The organism is Tenacibaculum sp. Cn5-46, assembly GCF_022347705.1.
Taxonomy (GTDB): Bacteria; Bacteroidota; Bacteroidia; order Flavobacteriales; family Flavobacteriaceae; genus Polaribacter; species Polaribacter aiptasiae.
Genome location: NZ_JAKRGD010000009.1, coordinates 49,615 through 66,581, shown reverse-complemented (window position 1 = coordinate 66,581; position 16,967 = coordinate 49,615). Strand labels below are relative to the sequence as shown.

Here is a 16,967-nt window from a genome sequence, read left to right as displayed (position 1 = left end):
TTAGTATGTTTGCTGTATGATTGATGAAGGATTGTTAGCTTATTTAGAAGGCTATATTACTGAAAAAAGAAAGAATACTTTTCATAGAGTATTAAATGAAAGAACTCGTCATTTTGCCGTGGTTTTAGAAGATATTTATCAACCTCATAATGCAAGTGCAGTAGTGAGAAGTTGTGATATTTTTGGAGTTCAAGATGTGTATGCTATTGAAAATAAATTTACCAATAAAGTTTCTAGACATGTAGCCAAAGGAAGTCAGAAATGGTTAAATATTAATCGTTTTAAAGAAGATGGAGATAATACTAAGGCGTGTTTAGAAGATTTAAGAGGCAAGGGATATCAAATAATAGGAACTACACCACATACAGATTCATGTGTGCTAGCCGATTTTGATGTAACTAAAAAAACAGCTTTTGTTTTTGGAGCAGAGAAAGATGGAATTTCTGATTATATAAAACAAGAAGCCGATGGTTTTTTAAAAATTCCAATGGTAGGTTTTACAGAAAGTTTAAACATATCTGTTGCAGCAGCTATTATTTTGAATGATGTTACTTCTCGTTTACGAAAAACAAAAGTAGACTGGCAATTAACTCCAGAAGAGCAAAAAGTCTTATACTTTGAATGGATAAAAAACACAATTAAGAATCCTGATAAGTTAATTGAATATTATAATAATAGCTTAACTTAATTACCTGTTAATTTGGCTAGTTATTGTACTATCTGTAATTTTTGCATCCTCAGCTAATAAAAATGCTTTACTTAGAACAATAGATAACCCTCTATCTCCTTCAAAAGGGATGAATAGTTTATCGGTAGTTTTATCACTAGAGCGAGCAGGAACTATACATAAGTATTGATCGTTTGGTTCCATTAAGATGTTACCACTACCAATATGAATTTTATAAGTTCTTAAATCTCCTTTTACAATTAAAAACTTTCCATTTATATGTGCTTTGTTTTTAATTTTTGTAAGTCTAGGTAATAAGCGTTCTAATATAGTTTTTCTTGTTTTAGCAATTTCATTAAGGTCACCAAAAGAATAAGAGGCCCAATAGTCTCTATTAGATTGCCTATCTCCATTATTATCTCGCCATTCAGGGTCATTTCCAACACTACAAACACCAACAAAGAGATCAACATCACGCATTATTTCAGTAAAGACTACCTTAGGAACGTCTATTAGGTTTATAACTTCTCCATTAAGATCTTTAAATTTAACTTGATCTGTGGTTATATATAACCAAATTCCAGCATCGTTAAAAGCATCATAATCATGCAATTCATCAATCCAAAACTCAGCTGTGATTTGATATTCGGGTAAAAATTTAGAACAAACTTCGTCATCTCTACCATCATCATATGCCCCCATCAAAGAATATTTCCAATTTCTCATAACGGCTAATGTTTTAAACTGATGTTGCTTCAGAATATGAGCTGCCATTCTATTAGAATAATTTTGAGTACTAATCTCAGCTTCTGTTAAAATATATAATTCTCTAAAGGCTTGTTTAATAGGTTGTTTGCATTCAATTTGAATCATTCTTTCTCGCCAAGCTATAATCTCGTTTTCAGTAGAAAAAATAGGATGCCAAAGTTGTATTTTACAAGTTTCATCTATCCAACTTATTACCTCTCCTGTACTATTTTCCCAATTACCATTTCTTAGAATAACATTCTCTTTAGTTCCATTTTGATTAATAAATGTCCAAATTAGTTTAGAAGCAATTGGAAATACAATACCATGATTTAAATAATATTTGTTAAAAGAAGAGAAATTCCACGTTCTGTTTAAAATGAATTGATTGTCAATTCTTTGTTTTTGTGCTGAATAAACTTTTTGAATTTCCTTAATTTCCTTTCGAATTAATTTTAATTTATCGGTTAAAGTTTTACTGTTTTTTACAATACTGGGTACTGATTTCATTGTACTACCATCAGCTTTTTTCCATTGCTGAATAACTTTACTACCTTCAATAGTTATAATTAACTTGTAGGAATCGAACGGAATAGTTTTAGTACCAAGTTTTAAATTAAAATCAGGAACAGCCATTTCCTTGAGTTCTTCAACAGATACTTTATATTTTTTAGCTCCTTCAACTAAATATTTATCTATCGTCTTTTTTATATTATTTTGTTTAAGTTTTAATTTTACTCTAGCTAAGGCACCTAAACCATCTTTACCACGAATATTTCCTAATGTATAAGCACAAGCATTTCCTATACCTGCGGCTGCGGGTCCAACTCCAGGCATTCTTGTATAAGATTTTTCTAATAAATTACTTACTAAGGAAATAGTTTCTCTATCAGAAAAAAACTGCATACTCCAAACAATACCTTTTATAAAATTTTTTGAAGGTTCACATAAGTATTCGTAGTGTGAATATTCGTATTCACTATTACCATGGTTATATTTTTGAGTTTTAACGCTAATAGGAAAATCTATAGTAGTTTGCAGAATTTGGTGCACCATTTTTCTGTAAATATCCTTACCGATGTTATCTATTAAAAGAGAGATTTGCTTTTTTAGTTTTATGGTAGGTTTTCCCCCTGTAACACTATTAAGTAGTATTAATAATGAGTGTAGTTCTTTAGAATTTTTGGTTTTAGTATTTCTAGTTATTTCATTTATGGAAGATCCAATATCATTAGATTTTAAAGAAAAAGAAACTACTTCATTTTCAGACTGAATAAGATTGTATAGTTTTGTTCTTGCTTTACTAATATCACTTCCCCAATAACGCTTATTGGTATTATTAAAATACTCAGAATCTAATAGTTTTATAATAAAGCTACGGAGTTCATCAGATAAATCGTTCTTTTTTAAATATCGTTCAATTTGTTGAATAGCATAATTTATTGGAAAATCTGAAAGAGTAGTATGTGTGGTGTTATAATCTATTTTAGTCAATAGATTCAATAGTGAATTAAAAAAAGTAATCCATTCTTCTTCATTATAAGATTGGTTTCTTCTCATTAAAGCGCTTAATAAATGTAAGGCGACAGTTTTGGTATTGAATATATCGTGATTATAAGGAGAATGACCATTTTTTTTATAGAATTTAGAATATTCTAAAAGAACCTCTTCAATATACAATAATAGCTCTAATATAAAAGGCTTAATAAAAGAAGGTTTTTCTTTTTTGAGAAGTTCGTAAGCCTCAATTCCAGATAAATCATTAGGTCCATAAATGTAATTATTAGCTTTTTTTATGTCCTTTATAATTTTACTTATATGGTTAATGTTTTTTTCTTTTTTAGTCAATTTTGATTTTAAAAAATTAAACATAGCAATATGAATTTTATCCTCCAACAAGAGGAGTTAATTTTATAAAAGATACTGATGTGGTCTCGTCAACCAATATTTTTTGCTCTATACTTTCAATTTGTTCGTCATCTACTAAAATGAAGAAACCATTTTTTTGAAAGGAGTCTAAAGCGATATATAATTGTTTTTCTAAATCTATATCTGGTAGCGATTTTTTATTTAAACGAGCTTCAAGATTTGTAGGTAGTACTAAACCATTTTTATAAGAGTTAACATCTTTTTTATAACGCTCTATCTCAGTTTTAATTCTTTCTCTTATAAGTTCAAGTGCTGATATATATTCGTTATTAAACTTAAGAGTTATTTCATTAAGTATATTTCCACTAAGATTTTCATCCTTTATAATGATACTTTTCATAGGTAATTTGTTTGAGTTAAAATTAATCAAAATTGTATTATAAAGATAAACCTAAGTTGTTTTATTTAGTGTTTAAATAAAAAAAACTAGAAACAAATGATAGAATAATAAAGTATTATAAAAACGAAATTAGTTTGAAGAAATAATTTTTAAAACTAATTCTTTGGTTAATGGTTGTCCATTAGCCATTTTTTTGATGTTATCGAAAGTAAAAACAAAGCCACAACCGTTTTTATATTCAGAACAACCGTAAGCCGATTTACCTTTTAAAACAGTGCCTTTTTTACACTTCGGACATGTAATTTTATCACTATCGTTTTGAGAAGTTTGTTTAGGAGATGAAGCTCCTTTTTTTGGTTCTAATTTTAATTTAAAATCATCATCAAAACGAACCAAGCCTTCAACTTTTTCATCGCCTTGTTTAAAACCTTTTAAATTAGTAGTACAACCTTTGTCAATTAAACGAATAAGTTGAGTTTCAGAAATCTTTTTACCTAAAAACTGGAAGGCTAAAACAAAATCACATCCGTTTTTATAATTAGAGCATCCAAAAGCTGATTTTCCTTTTAGTAATTGACCTTTTTTACACTTTGGACATTCTTTTCCGGTAACTTCTTTCTTTTTAGAAGTTTTTTTCGGTTTTGTAGTTGCAGTCTTAACTGTGGTTTCAGCAGATAAACGAGCAGTTTTTTTACTTGATCGTACTTCATATACTAAAGTATCTACCATTCGCTTCATCTCTTTTATAAAGTGAGAAGCATTGTATTCACCACGTTCAATTTCTTTTAAACGTTTTTCCCAAAGTCCTGTTAATTCAGCAGATTTTAATAATTCATTATCAATCAAATTAATCAAATCTATACCTGTTTGGGTTGGAATAATTAACTTCTTTTGACGTTCTATGTATTTTCGTCTGAATAATGTTTCGATAATACTAGCGCGAGTAGACGGGCGACCAATTCCATTTTCTTTCATTAAGTCACGCATTTCTTCATCATCCACTTGTTTACCAGCTGTTTCCATAGCTCGTAATAAACTTGCTTCTGTATAATTTCGAGGTGGTTTGGTCTCTTTTTCTAAGAAAGAGGGTTCGTGTGGACCTTTTTCACCTTTTTCAAAAGTAGGTAACACATCTTTCTCTTCATTTTTCTTAGTATCTATACCAAATTCAAAAACTTCACGCCAACCTTTGGTCAAAATTTCTTTTCCAGAAGTTCTAAAAGGAACTTTGTCAGCTTCTCCTTTTACTTCAGTTTTTGCAATATCACTATCAGGATAAAAAACAGCAATAAATCTACGAGCAATTATATCATACACCTGTTGTTGATTATACTGTAAATTGATTTCTATTCCTGTAGGAATGATAGCATGGTGATCTGTAACTTTTTTATCGTTAAATACTTTGGTCGATTTACGAATTTTCTTTCCTAATAAAGGTTGTGTTAAACTTGCAAATTGCTTTAGCCCTTTTAAAATATTAGGAACTTTAGGGTAAATATCATTTGGTAAGAACGTAGTATCTACTCTAGGGTAGGTAACTACTTTCATTTCATATAATTTTTGAACTATTTTTAAAGTTTCATCAGCAGAGAAACCAAATTTATTATTACAATATACTTGTAATCCAGTTAAGTCAAATAACTTAGGAGCATATTCTTTTCCTTTCTTTTTGATTACAGATGTTATTTCAAAATCAGCTTCTTTTACCTTGTTAGCAAAAGCTTCACCATCTTCTTTTTTTAAAAAACGACCTTCTTCACAGCTAAAAAGCGTGTTTCTATATAAGGTTTGAAGTTCCCAATAAGGTTGAGGTTTAAAATTCTGAATTTCCTTAAATCGATTAACCAACATGGCTAGGGTAGGAGTTTGTACTCTACCTATGGAAAGCACTTGTTTGTAACCACCAAACTTTACGGTATATAATCGAGTAGCATTTAACCCCAGTAACCAATCACCTATAGCACGGGAAAAACCTGCGTAATATAAATTGTTATAATCGTCGTTACTTTTTAGGTTTTCAAAGCCTTCTTTAATAGCTTCTTCAGTTAAGGAAGAAATCCATAATCGTTGAATTTCACCTGTATAACCAGCTTGATTAATAACCCATCTTTGAATTAATTCTCCTTCTTGTCCAGCATCCCCACAGTTGATAACTACATCAGCTCTTTCAAATAATCCTTTAACAATATTAAACTGTTTTTGAATACCAGAATCTTCCGTTACTTTAGTGTCAAATTTATCTGGAAGCATGGGTAAATTATTTAAATCCCAGCTTTTCCAGTGAGGTTTGTAGTCTTTAGGTTCTAAAAGTGTACATAAATGACCGAATGTATAAGTAACCGCATAGCCATTACCTTCGAAATATCCATCTCGTTTGGTATTGGCTCCTAAGATATTAGCAATTTCACGGGCTACACTTGGCTTTTCGGCGATACAAACTTTCATTAATATAGTTTAGAAATTCGAAATTAATAAAATATTTATGAATGCAGAAAGGAAATAAAAGAGATAAAAAAGAATGTATTATAAGTCAAGTTTTACATCTAATTCTTTAATTAATTCTTCTATTTCGATAATAGACATTTTAGTAGAACATTCAATAGTGTAACTACCTAAGCCAATTTTTAATACTCCCGTATTGTCTTCTTCATATCCTATAGGAACTATTGAAAAAAATATTGGATCTATTTCTTTTGTTTCTAACCCATCTTTAAACCATTTATAATCTGCTAAGTAAGTTACAGAATTTTTATTGAATGTAATTTTTTCAACTCCATAAGTATTCCATAGAGAAATTCTTAGCATGTAGAATCCAAGTAATCCAAATATTCCTATTCCTATTAAGAAACCAAAATGAAATTTTTGTTTTAGATAAAAGGAGAAGAATAATCCTATTATTGGGGCTAGAAAGAAAAGAAAAGAAAATAAAAACATAATCAACCTTATGAAAAAAGGAGATTTTTTTACTTTTAAAATTAGTTCATTATTGTTTAAATAATATTGTTTCATAGCTATGTTTTTTTTGCTAAAAATAATTAATCTTTAACACATCGACAAGATAAAGCCATCTTGGTATTATTGTTTTTGTCTTCCCATTTATTGACAAAAGTTTTTCCGCTAAACATAAATCGAGCAGTAGCTATATTATTTTCGGTTGAAGACCAAAATGCTGCTGCAAATCCTAAACCTTCAAAACCTTTTGGAAGCCCTGTTTTTCCAGTGTCAAAATAACCAGCAGGAAGTACATTGAATTTAAGTTTGTTGGTGTTATTAGATTCATTATTCCAATGCTCTACGCTTCTCATGTGTATAGCATGTTCACCACGCCAACCACCTTTGCTAATAAAAGAAGAGGGCATTCCGTGAGCTATTTCTAATTCGTCCCATTCTTTATCAGAAGGAATATGCCAGCCTTTTGGACAAGCATCTTTTAAAGAATTTAAGTTATATAATCGACCATAAGCTCTAGAAGGATTGTTAGGGTTTATGATAGAACCAGAAGAGTTGTAACGTAAATTTTCTGCCATCCATATTTTGTTTGCAATTCGAACAGTTTTGTAAGTCTCACCATCTCTTGAATCTGTCAGATTATCTTGGCTTTTTAGAACTTGTTGTTTTGGTGAATTGTTAGCTTTTTGTTTTTTGTTTGTGCAATTAAAGAAAAGTAGAAGGATAACAAACAGATAATAATTTAGAGAAGAGTTGTTTTTAAACATACAATTAAAAAATTACCCAATTCTAGTTCCGTTTTTAATATTTCTTTCAGGAGCAATAAGAGTAACTTCTTTGTTGTCACCAATACCTCCCAAAACTAAACACTCACTCATCATATTTGCAATTTGCTTTTTAGGAAAGTTAACAACGGCAATAATTTGATTTCCTATTAACTCCTCTGGAGTGTATAACTTAGTGATTTGTGCAGAGGTTTTTTTAACACCAAATTCTCCAAAATCAATTTGCATTTTATAAGCAGGATTTTTTACTTCTTTAAATTCTTCAGCACTGATAATTGTACCGATTCGCATTTCAACTTTAGCAAAATCATCCCAAGTTAAAGTGTTAGTTATTTCTTTCATAGTTGTTTATTTAGTAGTCTATTTGCGGCAGCAAAAGGAGTTGTTTTTCCACTTTCTAATTTGATAAGCTCATTATTTAATAATTCTTTAATAGCAGAATTGTTGTAGAAATTATCTTTTAATTGCTGGTTTATGGTTTCCAATAACCAATACCTGTTTTGAGCATTTCGTTTCGAGTCAAAGTAATTACTTTCTATTGCAGTACTTATATATTCATTAATCATTTGATATACATTGTCAACTCCTTTGTTGTGAAGCGCACTAGCTAGTAAAACTTTAGGTTGCCATCCGCTATCTTTAGGAGGGTATAAGTGTAACGCTCTATTAAACTCTACTTTAGCAATCTTAGCGTTTTTCTCATTACCACTATCAGCTTTGTTAATTACAATAGCATCAGCCATTTCAATAATTCCACGTTTAATACCTTGCAGTTCATCACCTGCACCAGCAAGTTTTAAGAGTAAGAAAAAATCTGTCATTGAGTGTACCGCAGTTTCAGATTGACCAACCCCAACGGTTTCAATAATAATGGTGTCAAATCCAGCGGCTTCACATAAAATAATACTCTCACGAGTTTTTTGAGCTACTCCACCTAGAGAAGTACCAGAAGGAGAAGGTCTGATAAAAGCATTTTTATCAGTAACTAATTGTTCCATTCGAGTTTTATCTCCTAAAATACTTCCTTTGTTAATAGAACTACTAGGGTCAACAGCTAAAACGGCTACTTTTTTTCCTAAAGAAGTAAGGTATTTTCCTAAAGCTTCAATAAAAGTACTCTTACCAACTCCAGGTACACCAGTAATACCTATTCTAACCGATTTATTGGCATGAGGTAAACAAGCTTCTAAAATTTCGTTAGCTTGTTTTTGATGTTTATTATTTGTGCTTTCAACTAAAGTAATTGCTCTACTTAAAAAAGGAATATTACCCGCTAAAATATGATTTACGAATTCTTGAGTTGTAGTTCTTTTTTTTCTGCTTAATTTTATTTTTTCAGCAGAAGATTTACTGGTTGTTTCTGGTTGAGAAACACCATCTTTTTCAGAAAGAGCAGATTTGTTTTTGTCAGTCATATCAAGTGAAAACGAAATAATAATGTAAATTTAGAAATAAAATTTAGCAAAAATGCAACACTAGAAAAAAAGTATCGTCTTTAGTATAAGAAATCAAAAATGAAACCAACTAAACAGCTACATCAATCGGTAATAGATGCATGTAAAAACAATGATGCAAAAGCACAAATGCAATTGTATGATTTGTATTGCGAAGCTATGCTTACAATTGCAAATCGTTATGTAAAAGATGCTTATGTAGCTGAAGATGTAATGCAAGAGGCATTTATAAAAGCGTTTAAAAATATTCAACATTATAAAGAGGAAGTCGCTTTTGGAGCTTGGTTAAAAAAAATAGTAATTAATCAGAGTATAGATTGGTTGAAGAAAAAGAAAGTAGAGTTGATTTCTATTAATGATGAAGTAACCACAATGATAGATGATGATAATGAGGATTGGAATGTGGCAGCTACAATATCATATCAACAAATAGTAAATTGTATAGAAAAGTTAAAAGAAAAGTATAGAGTTGTATTAACCTTGTTCTTGTTAGAAGGTTACGATCATAGAGAAATTTCACAAATATTAGGAATTTCAGAAGTAACCTCCAGAACACACTTGTTAAGAGGTAAGAAAAAAGTACAAGAACAATTAAAAGCAGTACATCATGTCTAAAAAAGATATTAGAGAAATATTAAAAGAAGATGTTGAGAAACGAACTGAATTGTCAGCAAATCATAGATTGCGTTTTCAACAAAAATTGATGGAAGAATTGCACGAGAAACCATCAAAGAAAAAGTCGTATCAATGGCTATATGTTGCAGCATCTATAGTTGTACTTTTAGGTTTAGGAATTAAATTTTATCCCGCTACTGGAGGTGAAATAGTTGAACCTACTATTGTTGAAAAGTCAAATTCTATAGATAATCAAATTAGTTTAGGGAATGTTTCGCCAGAGTTAAAGACCTTAGAAACATATTACGTAAATACGATAAATTATGAATTAAGTCAGTTAGAATTAACTGAAGATAATAAAGAATTATTTGATGGTTATATTGCTAAAATAGGTGAATTAACTAAAGAATATAAGTCGTTAACCGAAGAGCTCAATAAAAAAGGAGTTAACGATGATACTATCAATGCATTGATTGGAAATCTGCAATTGCGTTTACAGCTGTTAAAACGTATGCAAAAACAATTAAAAGAATTTAAAAATCCAACTCAAAATGACATTCAAACGATTTAAAATAAGTGCTTTAGTTTTACTGTTTACTACGGCAGTGTCTGCACAGAAATACAATAAGAAATTTAGCGAAAATTTCAATACTAATAAAGATGTAGTTGTAAATATTAATGCTTCAAATGCAGAGATAGATGTAGCTACATGGAACAAGAATGAAGTTTCAGTAGAAGCTGTTATAGAAGTAGAAGGGCTTGAGAAAAAAGAAGCTGAAAAGTATTTAAAAAATTGGGGATTTGAAGCTCTAGGAAATAAAAGTAAGGTACAAATTAGTGCTAATAAGAATAGATTTCATTCCATAGGAAATGATAATATTGTATACTTTAATTCTTCTGGAAATAATTTTCCAAAGATATATGAACTTCATAATGATAATGACGACGATATTATCATAATTCCAGAAGTAGACAATATAGAAATTCCAGATGTAGTAATTCCAGAAATTAACTTTGAAGAAATTACTTTTGGTAAGGCGTTAGAAGACTTCGATTTTGACAAGTATGCAAAAGATGGAGGTAGTTATTTTTTCTCATGGCAAGATGGTGCTAATGATATTACTATAAAGTCTAAAAAAGAGTGGGAAAAGTTTAAGAAAAGTAAAAAGTATAAAAAGCTTAAAAAGAAATTAAAAGAAGAAAGTAATCGATTAAATAGAGAAAGAAAAAGAGAACTTCTGAAAGCAAAAAAAGAAGCATTAGTAAGAAAAAAAGAATTAAAAGAAAAAGCTAGAAAAAGAGAAAGAGATTTAAGATTAATGGTAATTGAATCTAAAAGAAATAAATTGCTTAAAAAAATGGGTAAAAACCCATCGAGTTATAGTTATTCGTATTCAACAGAAGGAAATGATTTTACGATAAATGGAAAAAAAATAAAAGTGACTAAAAAAATCGTTATCAAAGTGCCAAAGAATGCTACTTTCGATTTAAATACACGTCATTGTAAAGTCAAGTTACCAAAAACGAAAGCTTCAGGAAAAGTAAGTTATGGTACTTTCAAGGCAGATGTATTAAATGGAGGAAAGTTAAATGTATCTTATTCTCCAGTAACTATAAATTCATTAAACGCCTGTACGTTGTTCTTAAATAATGTAACCGATGCTCATGTAGCATCGGTTGCTAATACAACTTTAGATACAAATTCATCTGGAGTAATAGTAGATAACATTTATGATAATGTAGAGTTGATTAACAAATTTGGAGAGTTAACAATCAAGAAAATACATTCTAATCATAACAATTTTAAAGTGTATTTAAATTATTCAAGTGCAGGGATAAATGTATTAGATATGCAAGGAGAACTAAAATTTGATGTTAGCGATAATATGAGAACTTTAAAAAATGGTGATTTAAAATTTAATGGTGATTTTATAATTACTTCAAAAAATAAAACTCTAGAAGTTAAAGGTAAATACAGTCAATTAACCTTAAAAAAACAATAATTTATAGTAAAAACAATTACTTTAAATTTTTATAAAATTGCTAACAAATTCTTTTTCATTATTCTTCATAAAGTGACTATCTTTAGCATCTGTTAATAGTCACTATTTCTATGAAATTATACGAAGAAAATCAACTAAAAATATATAACTCTTTAACAAAATCTAAAGAGCTTTTTAAACCAGTAACCGAAGGACGTGTAGGAATGTATGTATGTGGTCCAACCGTATACAGCAATGTACATTTAGGAAACGTAAGAACATTTATGTCTTTTGACATGGTGTTTCGTTATCTGTTACATTTAGGGTTTAAAGTTCGCTACGTTCGTAATATTACCGATGCAGGTCATTTAGAAAGTGATGCAGATGTGGGAGAAGATAAAATTGCGAAAAAAGCACGTTTAGAAGAGATTGAACCTATGGAGGTCGTACAACGTTATACGGTAGACTTTCATAAGGTAACTGCACTTTATAACTTTTTACCTCCAAGCATAGAGCCAACAGCAACAGGTCATATCGTAGAGCAAATAGAAATGATTAAAGAAATCATGGATAAAGGATTAGCTTACGAAGTAAATGGATCTGTGTATTTTGATGTTTTAAAATATAATGAAACAAGTCATTATGGAATTTTATCAGGAAGAACTGTTGAAGATGCAATTCACAATACAAGAGCATTAGACGGGCAATCAGATAAGAAAAATCCACAAGATTTTGCACTTTGGAAAAAAGCAGATGAACGTCATATAATGAGATGGCCTTCGCCATGGAGCGATGGTTTTCCAGGTTGGCATTTAGAATGTTCAGTGATGAGTTCAAAATATTTGGGAGAACAAATAGATATTCATGGTGGAGGAATGGATTTAAAGTTTCCGCATCATGAGTGTGAAATAGCTCAATCACATGCATGTTCAGGTGTACAGCCAGTTAATTATTGGATGCATGCAAATATGCTGTTATTAAATAGTCAAAAAATGGCTAAGTCATCTGGGAATTATATTTTGCCAGAAGCTATTTTAACAGGTGAGAATGATATTCTTCCTAAAGCTTTTAGTGCTGGAGTAGTAAGGTTTTTTATTATGCAAGCGCATTATAGAAGTATTTTAGATTTCTCTGGAGAAGCAATGTTAGCTTCAGAAAAAGGGTTTAATAAGTTAATGGAAGCTATTAAGAACTTAAAAGGGATTAATGCAGATAAAGTAACTTCTGAGATTGATGTAAAGGCATGGAAACAGAAATGTTATGATGCCATGAATGACGATTTTAATACTCCAATTTTAATAGCGCATTTATTTGATGCTGTTAAATTTATAAACTTATTAAAAGATAAAAAAGCAACTATTTCTTCTGATGATTTAGAAGAATTAAAAAATACATTAAATGCTTTTTGTTTTGATGTTTTAGGATTAGTTTCAGAAACAAATCAGCAAGATACCAAGACATTAGATGGTACTGTAGAATTATTAATTAAGTTACGTAAAGAGGCAAGAGAAAATAAAGATTGGGCATTATCTGACCAGATTCGTGATGAGTTATTGGCTTTAGGTGTTCAATTAAAAGACGGAAGAGAAGGAACAACTTTTACAATTAATTAAGAGTTATGGTTTTTCAAACTGAAAGACTAGTAGTTAAAAAAATTGAAGAAATTCATAGAGATGAATTTATAGAACTTTTAACTGCTGATGAAATAATAAGCGCAATTCCTCAAGAAAAGCCTTCGGAAGAAAATGTTGAAATGAAATTTCAAATAGCACTTTCTTTTGATGGAGATATAGAAGGGAATGAGATTAGTCTTTTGGGAGTTTTTGAAAAAAATAAAAATGAATTAATAGGTTTAGCAGGTTTTCTTACAAATGATGAAGAGGAGAGAGAGTTAGGATATCGTTTTAGAAAAGATTTTTGGGGTAAAGGTTATGCCACAGAAATTACTAAAGAAATGATTAATCATTCTTTTTTATCATTAAAGTTTGAAAAAATAACAGCAGATGTTTGGGTGGAAAATATTCCATCTAATAAAGTGTTGAATAAGTTTTTAAAACCAGTTAAGGAATTTCATAATGAAAAAGATAATTGTACGGATAGACGATATGAATTATTAAAAAAGGATTGGCAGTAAGTTGAAAAAGATTTTAACATATCCGTTTATAATGTTGGTTCGATTTTATCAAACTGCAATTTCACCATTTACACCAGCAACATGTAGGTATTCTCCAACATGTTCAAGTTATACAATACAAGCTTTACAAAAGCATGGATTGTTTTATGGAGGTTGGTTGGCATTAAAAAGAATTTTTAGTTGTCACCCATGGGGAGGAAGTGGTTATGATCCTGTTCCAGAAAAAAGGAAGAATAATAGTTGTTGTTCTAATGAGCAATAAAGACAAATTAAAATTATATAAATGAATTTTTTATCAATAGTATGGGATTTAGATCCTGAAATCATAAAAATTGGAAGTTTAGGAATACGCTGGTATAGCTTAATGTTTGTAGCAGCATTTGTATTAGGACTTCGTTTTATGAAGAAAATTTACATCAATGATAATGTTCCAGTAGAAAAACTAGATCCGTTATTTATGTATGTATTCGTTTCTATGTTAATAGGAATGCGTTTGGGAGATGTTTTCTTTTACAGTTGGGATTATTATCAAAATCATTTAATAGAAATAATTTTACCTATTAAAAAATTAGCAGATGGTTCATGGGAATTTACTGGATTTACTGGGTTTGCTAGTCATGGAGCAGCAATAGGTATTCCAATTGCTATGTACTTTTATGCTAAGAAACATTTACATAAACCTTGGTTATTTATTTTAGATAGATTAGGAATTATGGTAGCTTTATCTGGTTTCTTTATTAGATTAGGAAACTTCTTTAATTCAGAAATTTATGGAAAGCCAACTGGAAGTAGCTATGGAGTTATTTTTAAAAGAGCAGGTGAAACTGTACCGTGTCACCCAACTCAATTATATGAAGCATTTAGTTATTTAGGACTGTTTTTTGCGCTTTGGTACTTCTATTGGAAAACAGATAAAAAGAATCAATCAGGTTTCTTATTTGGGTTATTCATGGTTGTGTTATGGTCGTTGAGGTTCTTTATAGAGTTTTTAAAGAAACCACAAGTAGAAGGAAGAGAAAATTGGGTATTGAATTCTTTAAATACAGGACAGGTATTAAGTATTCCACTAATACTGATAGGGTTTTGGTTAATGTTTAGAAAAACAACTAAAACAGAAGTATAAAATAAAATTAAGGCCAGTCATTTTTGACTGGCTTTTTCGTTAGATTATTTTCTAAATCCTAATATTTCTTTTTTCACAACGTAAAATCAGGGTTTCATGACATTTTTTTAAGACGCTGTGTCAAAATTCAATAATTTGTTAGTAATTAACAAAAACTAACCAATTATGAAATTACTATTAAAACAAAATTTAATAGCAGTACTCATTTTGAGTGCTATTATTTTTACTTCATGTAAAAAAGAAGAAAAAGAGTTAAAGAAAGAGAAGGACAAAATAGCTTATAACGAGAAGTCAAATGCGAGTTTGTGTATGAGCGATTGGTTTCCTCATGAACAAACACCTCCACCAGAAGAAGGAAAAGGAAGTCCTTTTGATGTATCTAGTACTACAAATAGAATTTTTCATCAATGGTCTTGGCAAAAGTTTTTATGGTTAACAAAACCAACTATTGAGGTAGATTTAATTCCTATAATAATCAGAGGAGAACCAGATCCAATAGTCATTACTAAAAAATTACCTTTATTCTTAAATCCTCAAAGAATGCATCAGGTAACTTCACATTTAGATGATGTTCCACTACAGAATGGAGTTGCAGTGATGTTGAGTGATACTAAACAAGCTGGATCTTCAGGAATATTAAAAACTAATCCAGCATATAATAAAAAGAATAATAAAGCAGAAACGGTTTACTATTCAATTCATGTAAGTCCAATATTTAAAAAAGCTGCAACTAAGTTTAAAGATTCTATTTTAAACGGGACATTATCGAAAGATAATTTATCGTCTTTTCCAGTCGGTTCATTAGAATTAAAAGTTTCTTGGGTAGCTAAATCAGCAATTCCAGAAGATAAAATAGACGATTATTATACAACAGTAGCTGGAATTAGTGAAAACGGAGTAGATTATGTTAATACAGAAGTAGCGTTATTAGGAATGCATGTTGTAGGAGTTGTAGAAAATCATCCAGAGTTTATTTGGGCAACTTTTGAACATACAGATATGGCTCCAAATTATGACAGAGGAGAAGATAAAGCAAGTTCTTCAACAGAGAAATTGTTATTTGAAAAAGGAGAAACCTCTGGTATAGCAGGTATAACTTGGGATACATTAACAAAACAACCTGTTTTAAAAAGTAAGGCTTTTGATTTATTTCAATATGGAGTTCCAAGAGATAGCACGGGAGCATTTATGAAGAATACGAGTCAAGAAGAGCCTTTAAACTTTGAAAACATCAGAGATATTAATGCTTGTGTAAAAGGGCATTTAGAAAAAGAAAAAGGACCTTGGAAAAACTATTTTTACAATGGTTCTATTTGGATAGATACTGATGGATTTACGCCAGAACAACAAGCACAAATATTAGTTGGATTAAGAGGAGAAGTATCTAGTGCTTATCCTGGAGCTTTCGCTAGAGGATCGTTAAATTGTGCAAATGTTACTATGGAAACATTCACTCAAACTTTTCAAGATAAACTGTCGGAAGTTAATGTAGGGAATTTAGCGAATTGCTTTAGTTGTCATAATGCAGTGAGCTATACTAAAAATAGTTCGCCTATTTATATGAGTCATATTTTTGACGCTTACATAAAACGAGCAGAAGGAAAAACATTTAATGAAGTGGAAGCAATGAAAGCGAAACAAGAAGTAGAGGAGTTTATCAGATTTCAATTAGAATAAAAACTAAAAAAAATCCCTTGTACATATTACAAGGGATTTTTTTAATATTCTATTTTGTCTTGCTTTTCAGTCCATTTTTGGAATGGCTCTAAAGCAATGTCACGTCCAATTTGCTCAAAAGGAATACTTCTTTTTTCGTATGGTAATGGAATTTCTTTGTAAATAAACTCGTCATCAAAACCAATATTAGCAGCATCTACTTGATTACTTCCGTAATATACTTTGTCAGGTCTAGCCCAGTAAATAGCACCTAAGCACATTGGGCAAGGCTCACAAGAAGTGTATACTATACATCCGTCTAACTGGAAAGAACCTAAGTTTTTACAAGCATCTCTAATAGCCGTAACTTCTGCATGTGCAGTAGGATCGTTAGTAGAAGTAACTTTGTTATTTCCACGTCCAACAATTTCACCATCTTTTACAACGATACAACCAAAAGGTCCACCTTCGTTATTTTGCATTCCACGTAAAGCTGCTTTTACAGCTTCACTCATATATTCTTCGTGTTTGTTCATCTTCATTATCTTTTAATATGGTTAATTCTTTTCGCTAAAAAAAGCCGCAA

The 16,967-nt window shown here is 30.2% G+C and carries 17 protein-coding genes; 9 read left to right on the top strand and 8 right to left on the bottom strand.

The window, feature by feature from the left end; genetic code table 11:
• Positions 1-16: 16 nt before the first annotated feature.
• A complete protein-coding gene (locus MHN29_RS17135; RefSeq protein ID WP_235275900.1) occupies positions 17-688 on the top strand; it encodes an RNA methyltransferase in 672 nt (223 codons plus the stop codon).
• Here the strand turns inward: MHN29_RS17135 and MHN29_RS17130 are convergent, their stop codons facing one another.
• From MHN29_RS17130 to meaB, 7 genes are all read right to left on the bottom strand, one after another.
• Positions 689-3,286, bottom strand: a complete 2,598-nt coding sequence (locus tag MHN29_RS17130) for a DUF4132 domain-containing protein (RefSeq protein ID WP_235275899.1) — start codon at positions 3,284-3,286, stop codon at positions 689-691. It abuts the gene before it with no gap.
• Positions 3,287-3,299: 13 nt separating this feature from the next.
• Positions 3,300-3,683, bottom strand: coding sequence for a hypothetical protein (locus MHN29_RS17125; RefSeq protein ID WP_235275898.1), 384 nt, complete (start codon positions 3,681-3,683; stop codon positions 3,300-3,302).
• Between the two features lie 129 nt (positions 3,684-3,812).
• Entirely contained in the window at positions 3,813-6,128 is a 2,316-nt protein-coding gene (locus MHN29_RS17120) for a type IA DNA topoisomerase (protein WP_235275897.1), read from the bottom strand.
• Positions 6,129-6,206: 78 nt separating this feature from the next.
• Complete coding sequence (locus MHN29_RS17115; RefSeq protein ID WP_235275896.1) at positions 6,207-6,692, bottom strand: hypothetical protein; 486 nt, start codon at positions 6,690-6,692, stop codon at positions 6,207-6,209.
• A gap of 26 nt (positions 6,693-6,718) precedes the next feature.
• Positions 6,719-7,399 (bottom strand): FISUMP domain-containing protein, encoded by a 681-nt coding sequence (locus tag MHN29_RS17110; RefSeq protein ID WP_255689871.1) that lies wholly within the window; start codon positions 7,397-7,399, stop codon positions 6,719-6,721.
• Positions 7,400-7,411: 12 nt separating this feature from the next.
• A complete protein-coding gene (locus MHN29_RS17105) occupies positions 7,412-7,759 on the bottom strand; it encodes a tRNA-binding protein (protein ID WP_235275894.1) in 348 nt (115 codons plus the stop codon).
• Positions 7,756-8,832 (bottom strand): methylmalonyl Co-A mutase-associated GTPase MeaB, encoded by a 1,077-nt coding sequence (gene meaB / locus MHN29_RS17100; protein ID WP_235275893.1) that lies wholly within the window; start codon positions 8,830-8,832, stop codon positions 7,756-7,758. Before meaB ends, MHN29_RS17105 begins: the two co-directional genes overlap by 4 nt.
• A gap of 99 nt (positions 8,833-8,931) precedes the next feature.
• Here meaB and MHN29_RS17095 point away from each other — a divergent pair, with 99 nt between their 5' ends.
• The 8 genes from MHN29_RS17095 to MHN29_RS17060 all read left to right on the top strand — a co-directional run bounded on the left by MHN29_RS17095 (position 8,932) and on the right by MHN29_RS17060 (position 16,402).
• Positions 8,932-9,486, top strand: a complete 555-nt coding sequence (locus MHN29_RS17095; protein WP_235275892.1) for an RNA polymerase sigma factor — start codon at positions 8,932-8,934, stop codon at positions 9,484-9,486.
• Positions 9,479-10,057 (top strand): hypothetical protein, encoded by a 579-nt coding sequence (locus MHN29_RS17090; RefSeq protein ID WP_235275891.1) that lies wholly within the window; start codon positions 9,479-9,481, stop codon positions 10,055-10,057. The genes MHN29_RS17095 and MHN29_RS17090 overlap by 8 nt, the downstream gene beginning before the upstream one ends.
• Complete coding sequence (locus MHN29_RS17085) at positions 10,038-11,489, top strand: hypothetical protein (protein ID WP_235275890.1); 1,452 nt, start codon at positions 10,038-10,040, stop codon at positions 11,487-11,489. Before MHN29_RS17090 ends, MHN29_RS17085 begins: the two co-directional genes overlap by 20 nt.
• 110 nt (positions 11,490-11,599) lie before the next feature.
• A complete protein-coding gene (gene cysS / locus MHN29_RS17080) occupies positions 11,600-13,081 on the top strand; it encodes a cysteine--tRNA ligase (protein WP_235275889.1) in 1,482 nt (493 codons plus the stop codon).
• A gap of 5 nt (positions 13,082-13,086) precedes the next feature.
• On the top strand, positions 13,087-13,602 hold the full coding sequence (locus MHN29_RS17075) for a GNAT family N-acetyltransferase (RefSeq protein ID WP_235275888.1): 516 nt from the start codon (positions 13,087-13,089) through the stop codon (positions 13,600-13,602).
• A gap of 1 nt (position 13,603) precedes the next feature.
• Positions 13,604-13,864, top strand: a complete 261-nt coding sequence (yidD, locus tag MHN29_RS17070; protein WP_235275887.1) for a membrane protein insertion efficiency factor YidD — start codon at positions 13,604-13,606, stop codon at positions 13,862-13,864.
• Between the two features lie 21 nt (positions 13,865-13,885).
• Positions 13,886-14,725, top strand: a complete 840-nt coding sequence (gene lgt / locus MHN29_RS17065; RefSeq protein WP_235275886.1) for a prolipoprotein diacylglyceryl transferase — start codon at positions 13,886-13,888, stop codon at positions 14,723-14,725.
• 165 nt (positions 14,726-14,890) lie between these two features.
• Positions 14,891-16,402 carry a hypothetical protein gene (locus MHN29_RS17060; RefSeq protein WP_235275885.1) on the top strand — a complete coding sequence of 504 codons (1,512 nt, stop codon included), beginning with the start codon at positions 14,891-14,893 and terminating at the stop codon, positions 16,400-16,402.
• A 41-nt stretch (positions 16,403-16,443) separates the two neighbouring features.
• Here MHN29_RS17060 and MHN29_RS17055 read toward each other — a convergent pair whose 3' ends face one another.
• Entirely contained in the window at positions 16,444-16,917 is a 474-nt protein-coding gene (locus MHN29_RS17055) for a nucleoside deaminase (RefSeq protein ID WP_150901430.1), read from the bottom strand.
• Between the last annotated feature and the right edge of the window lie 50 nt (positions 16,918-16,967).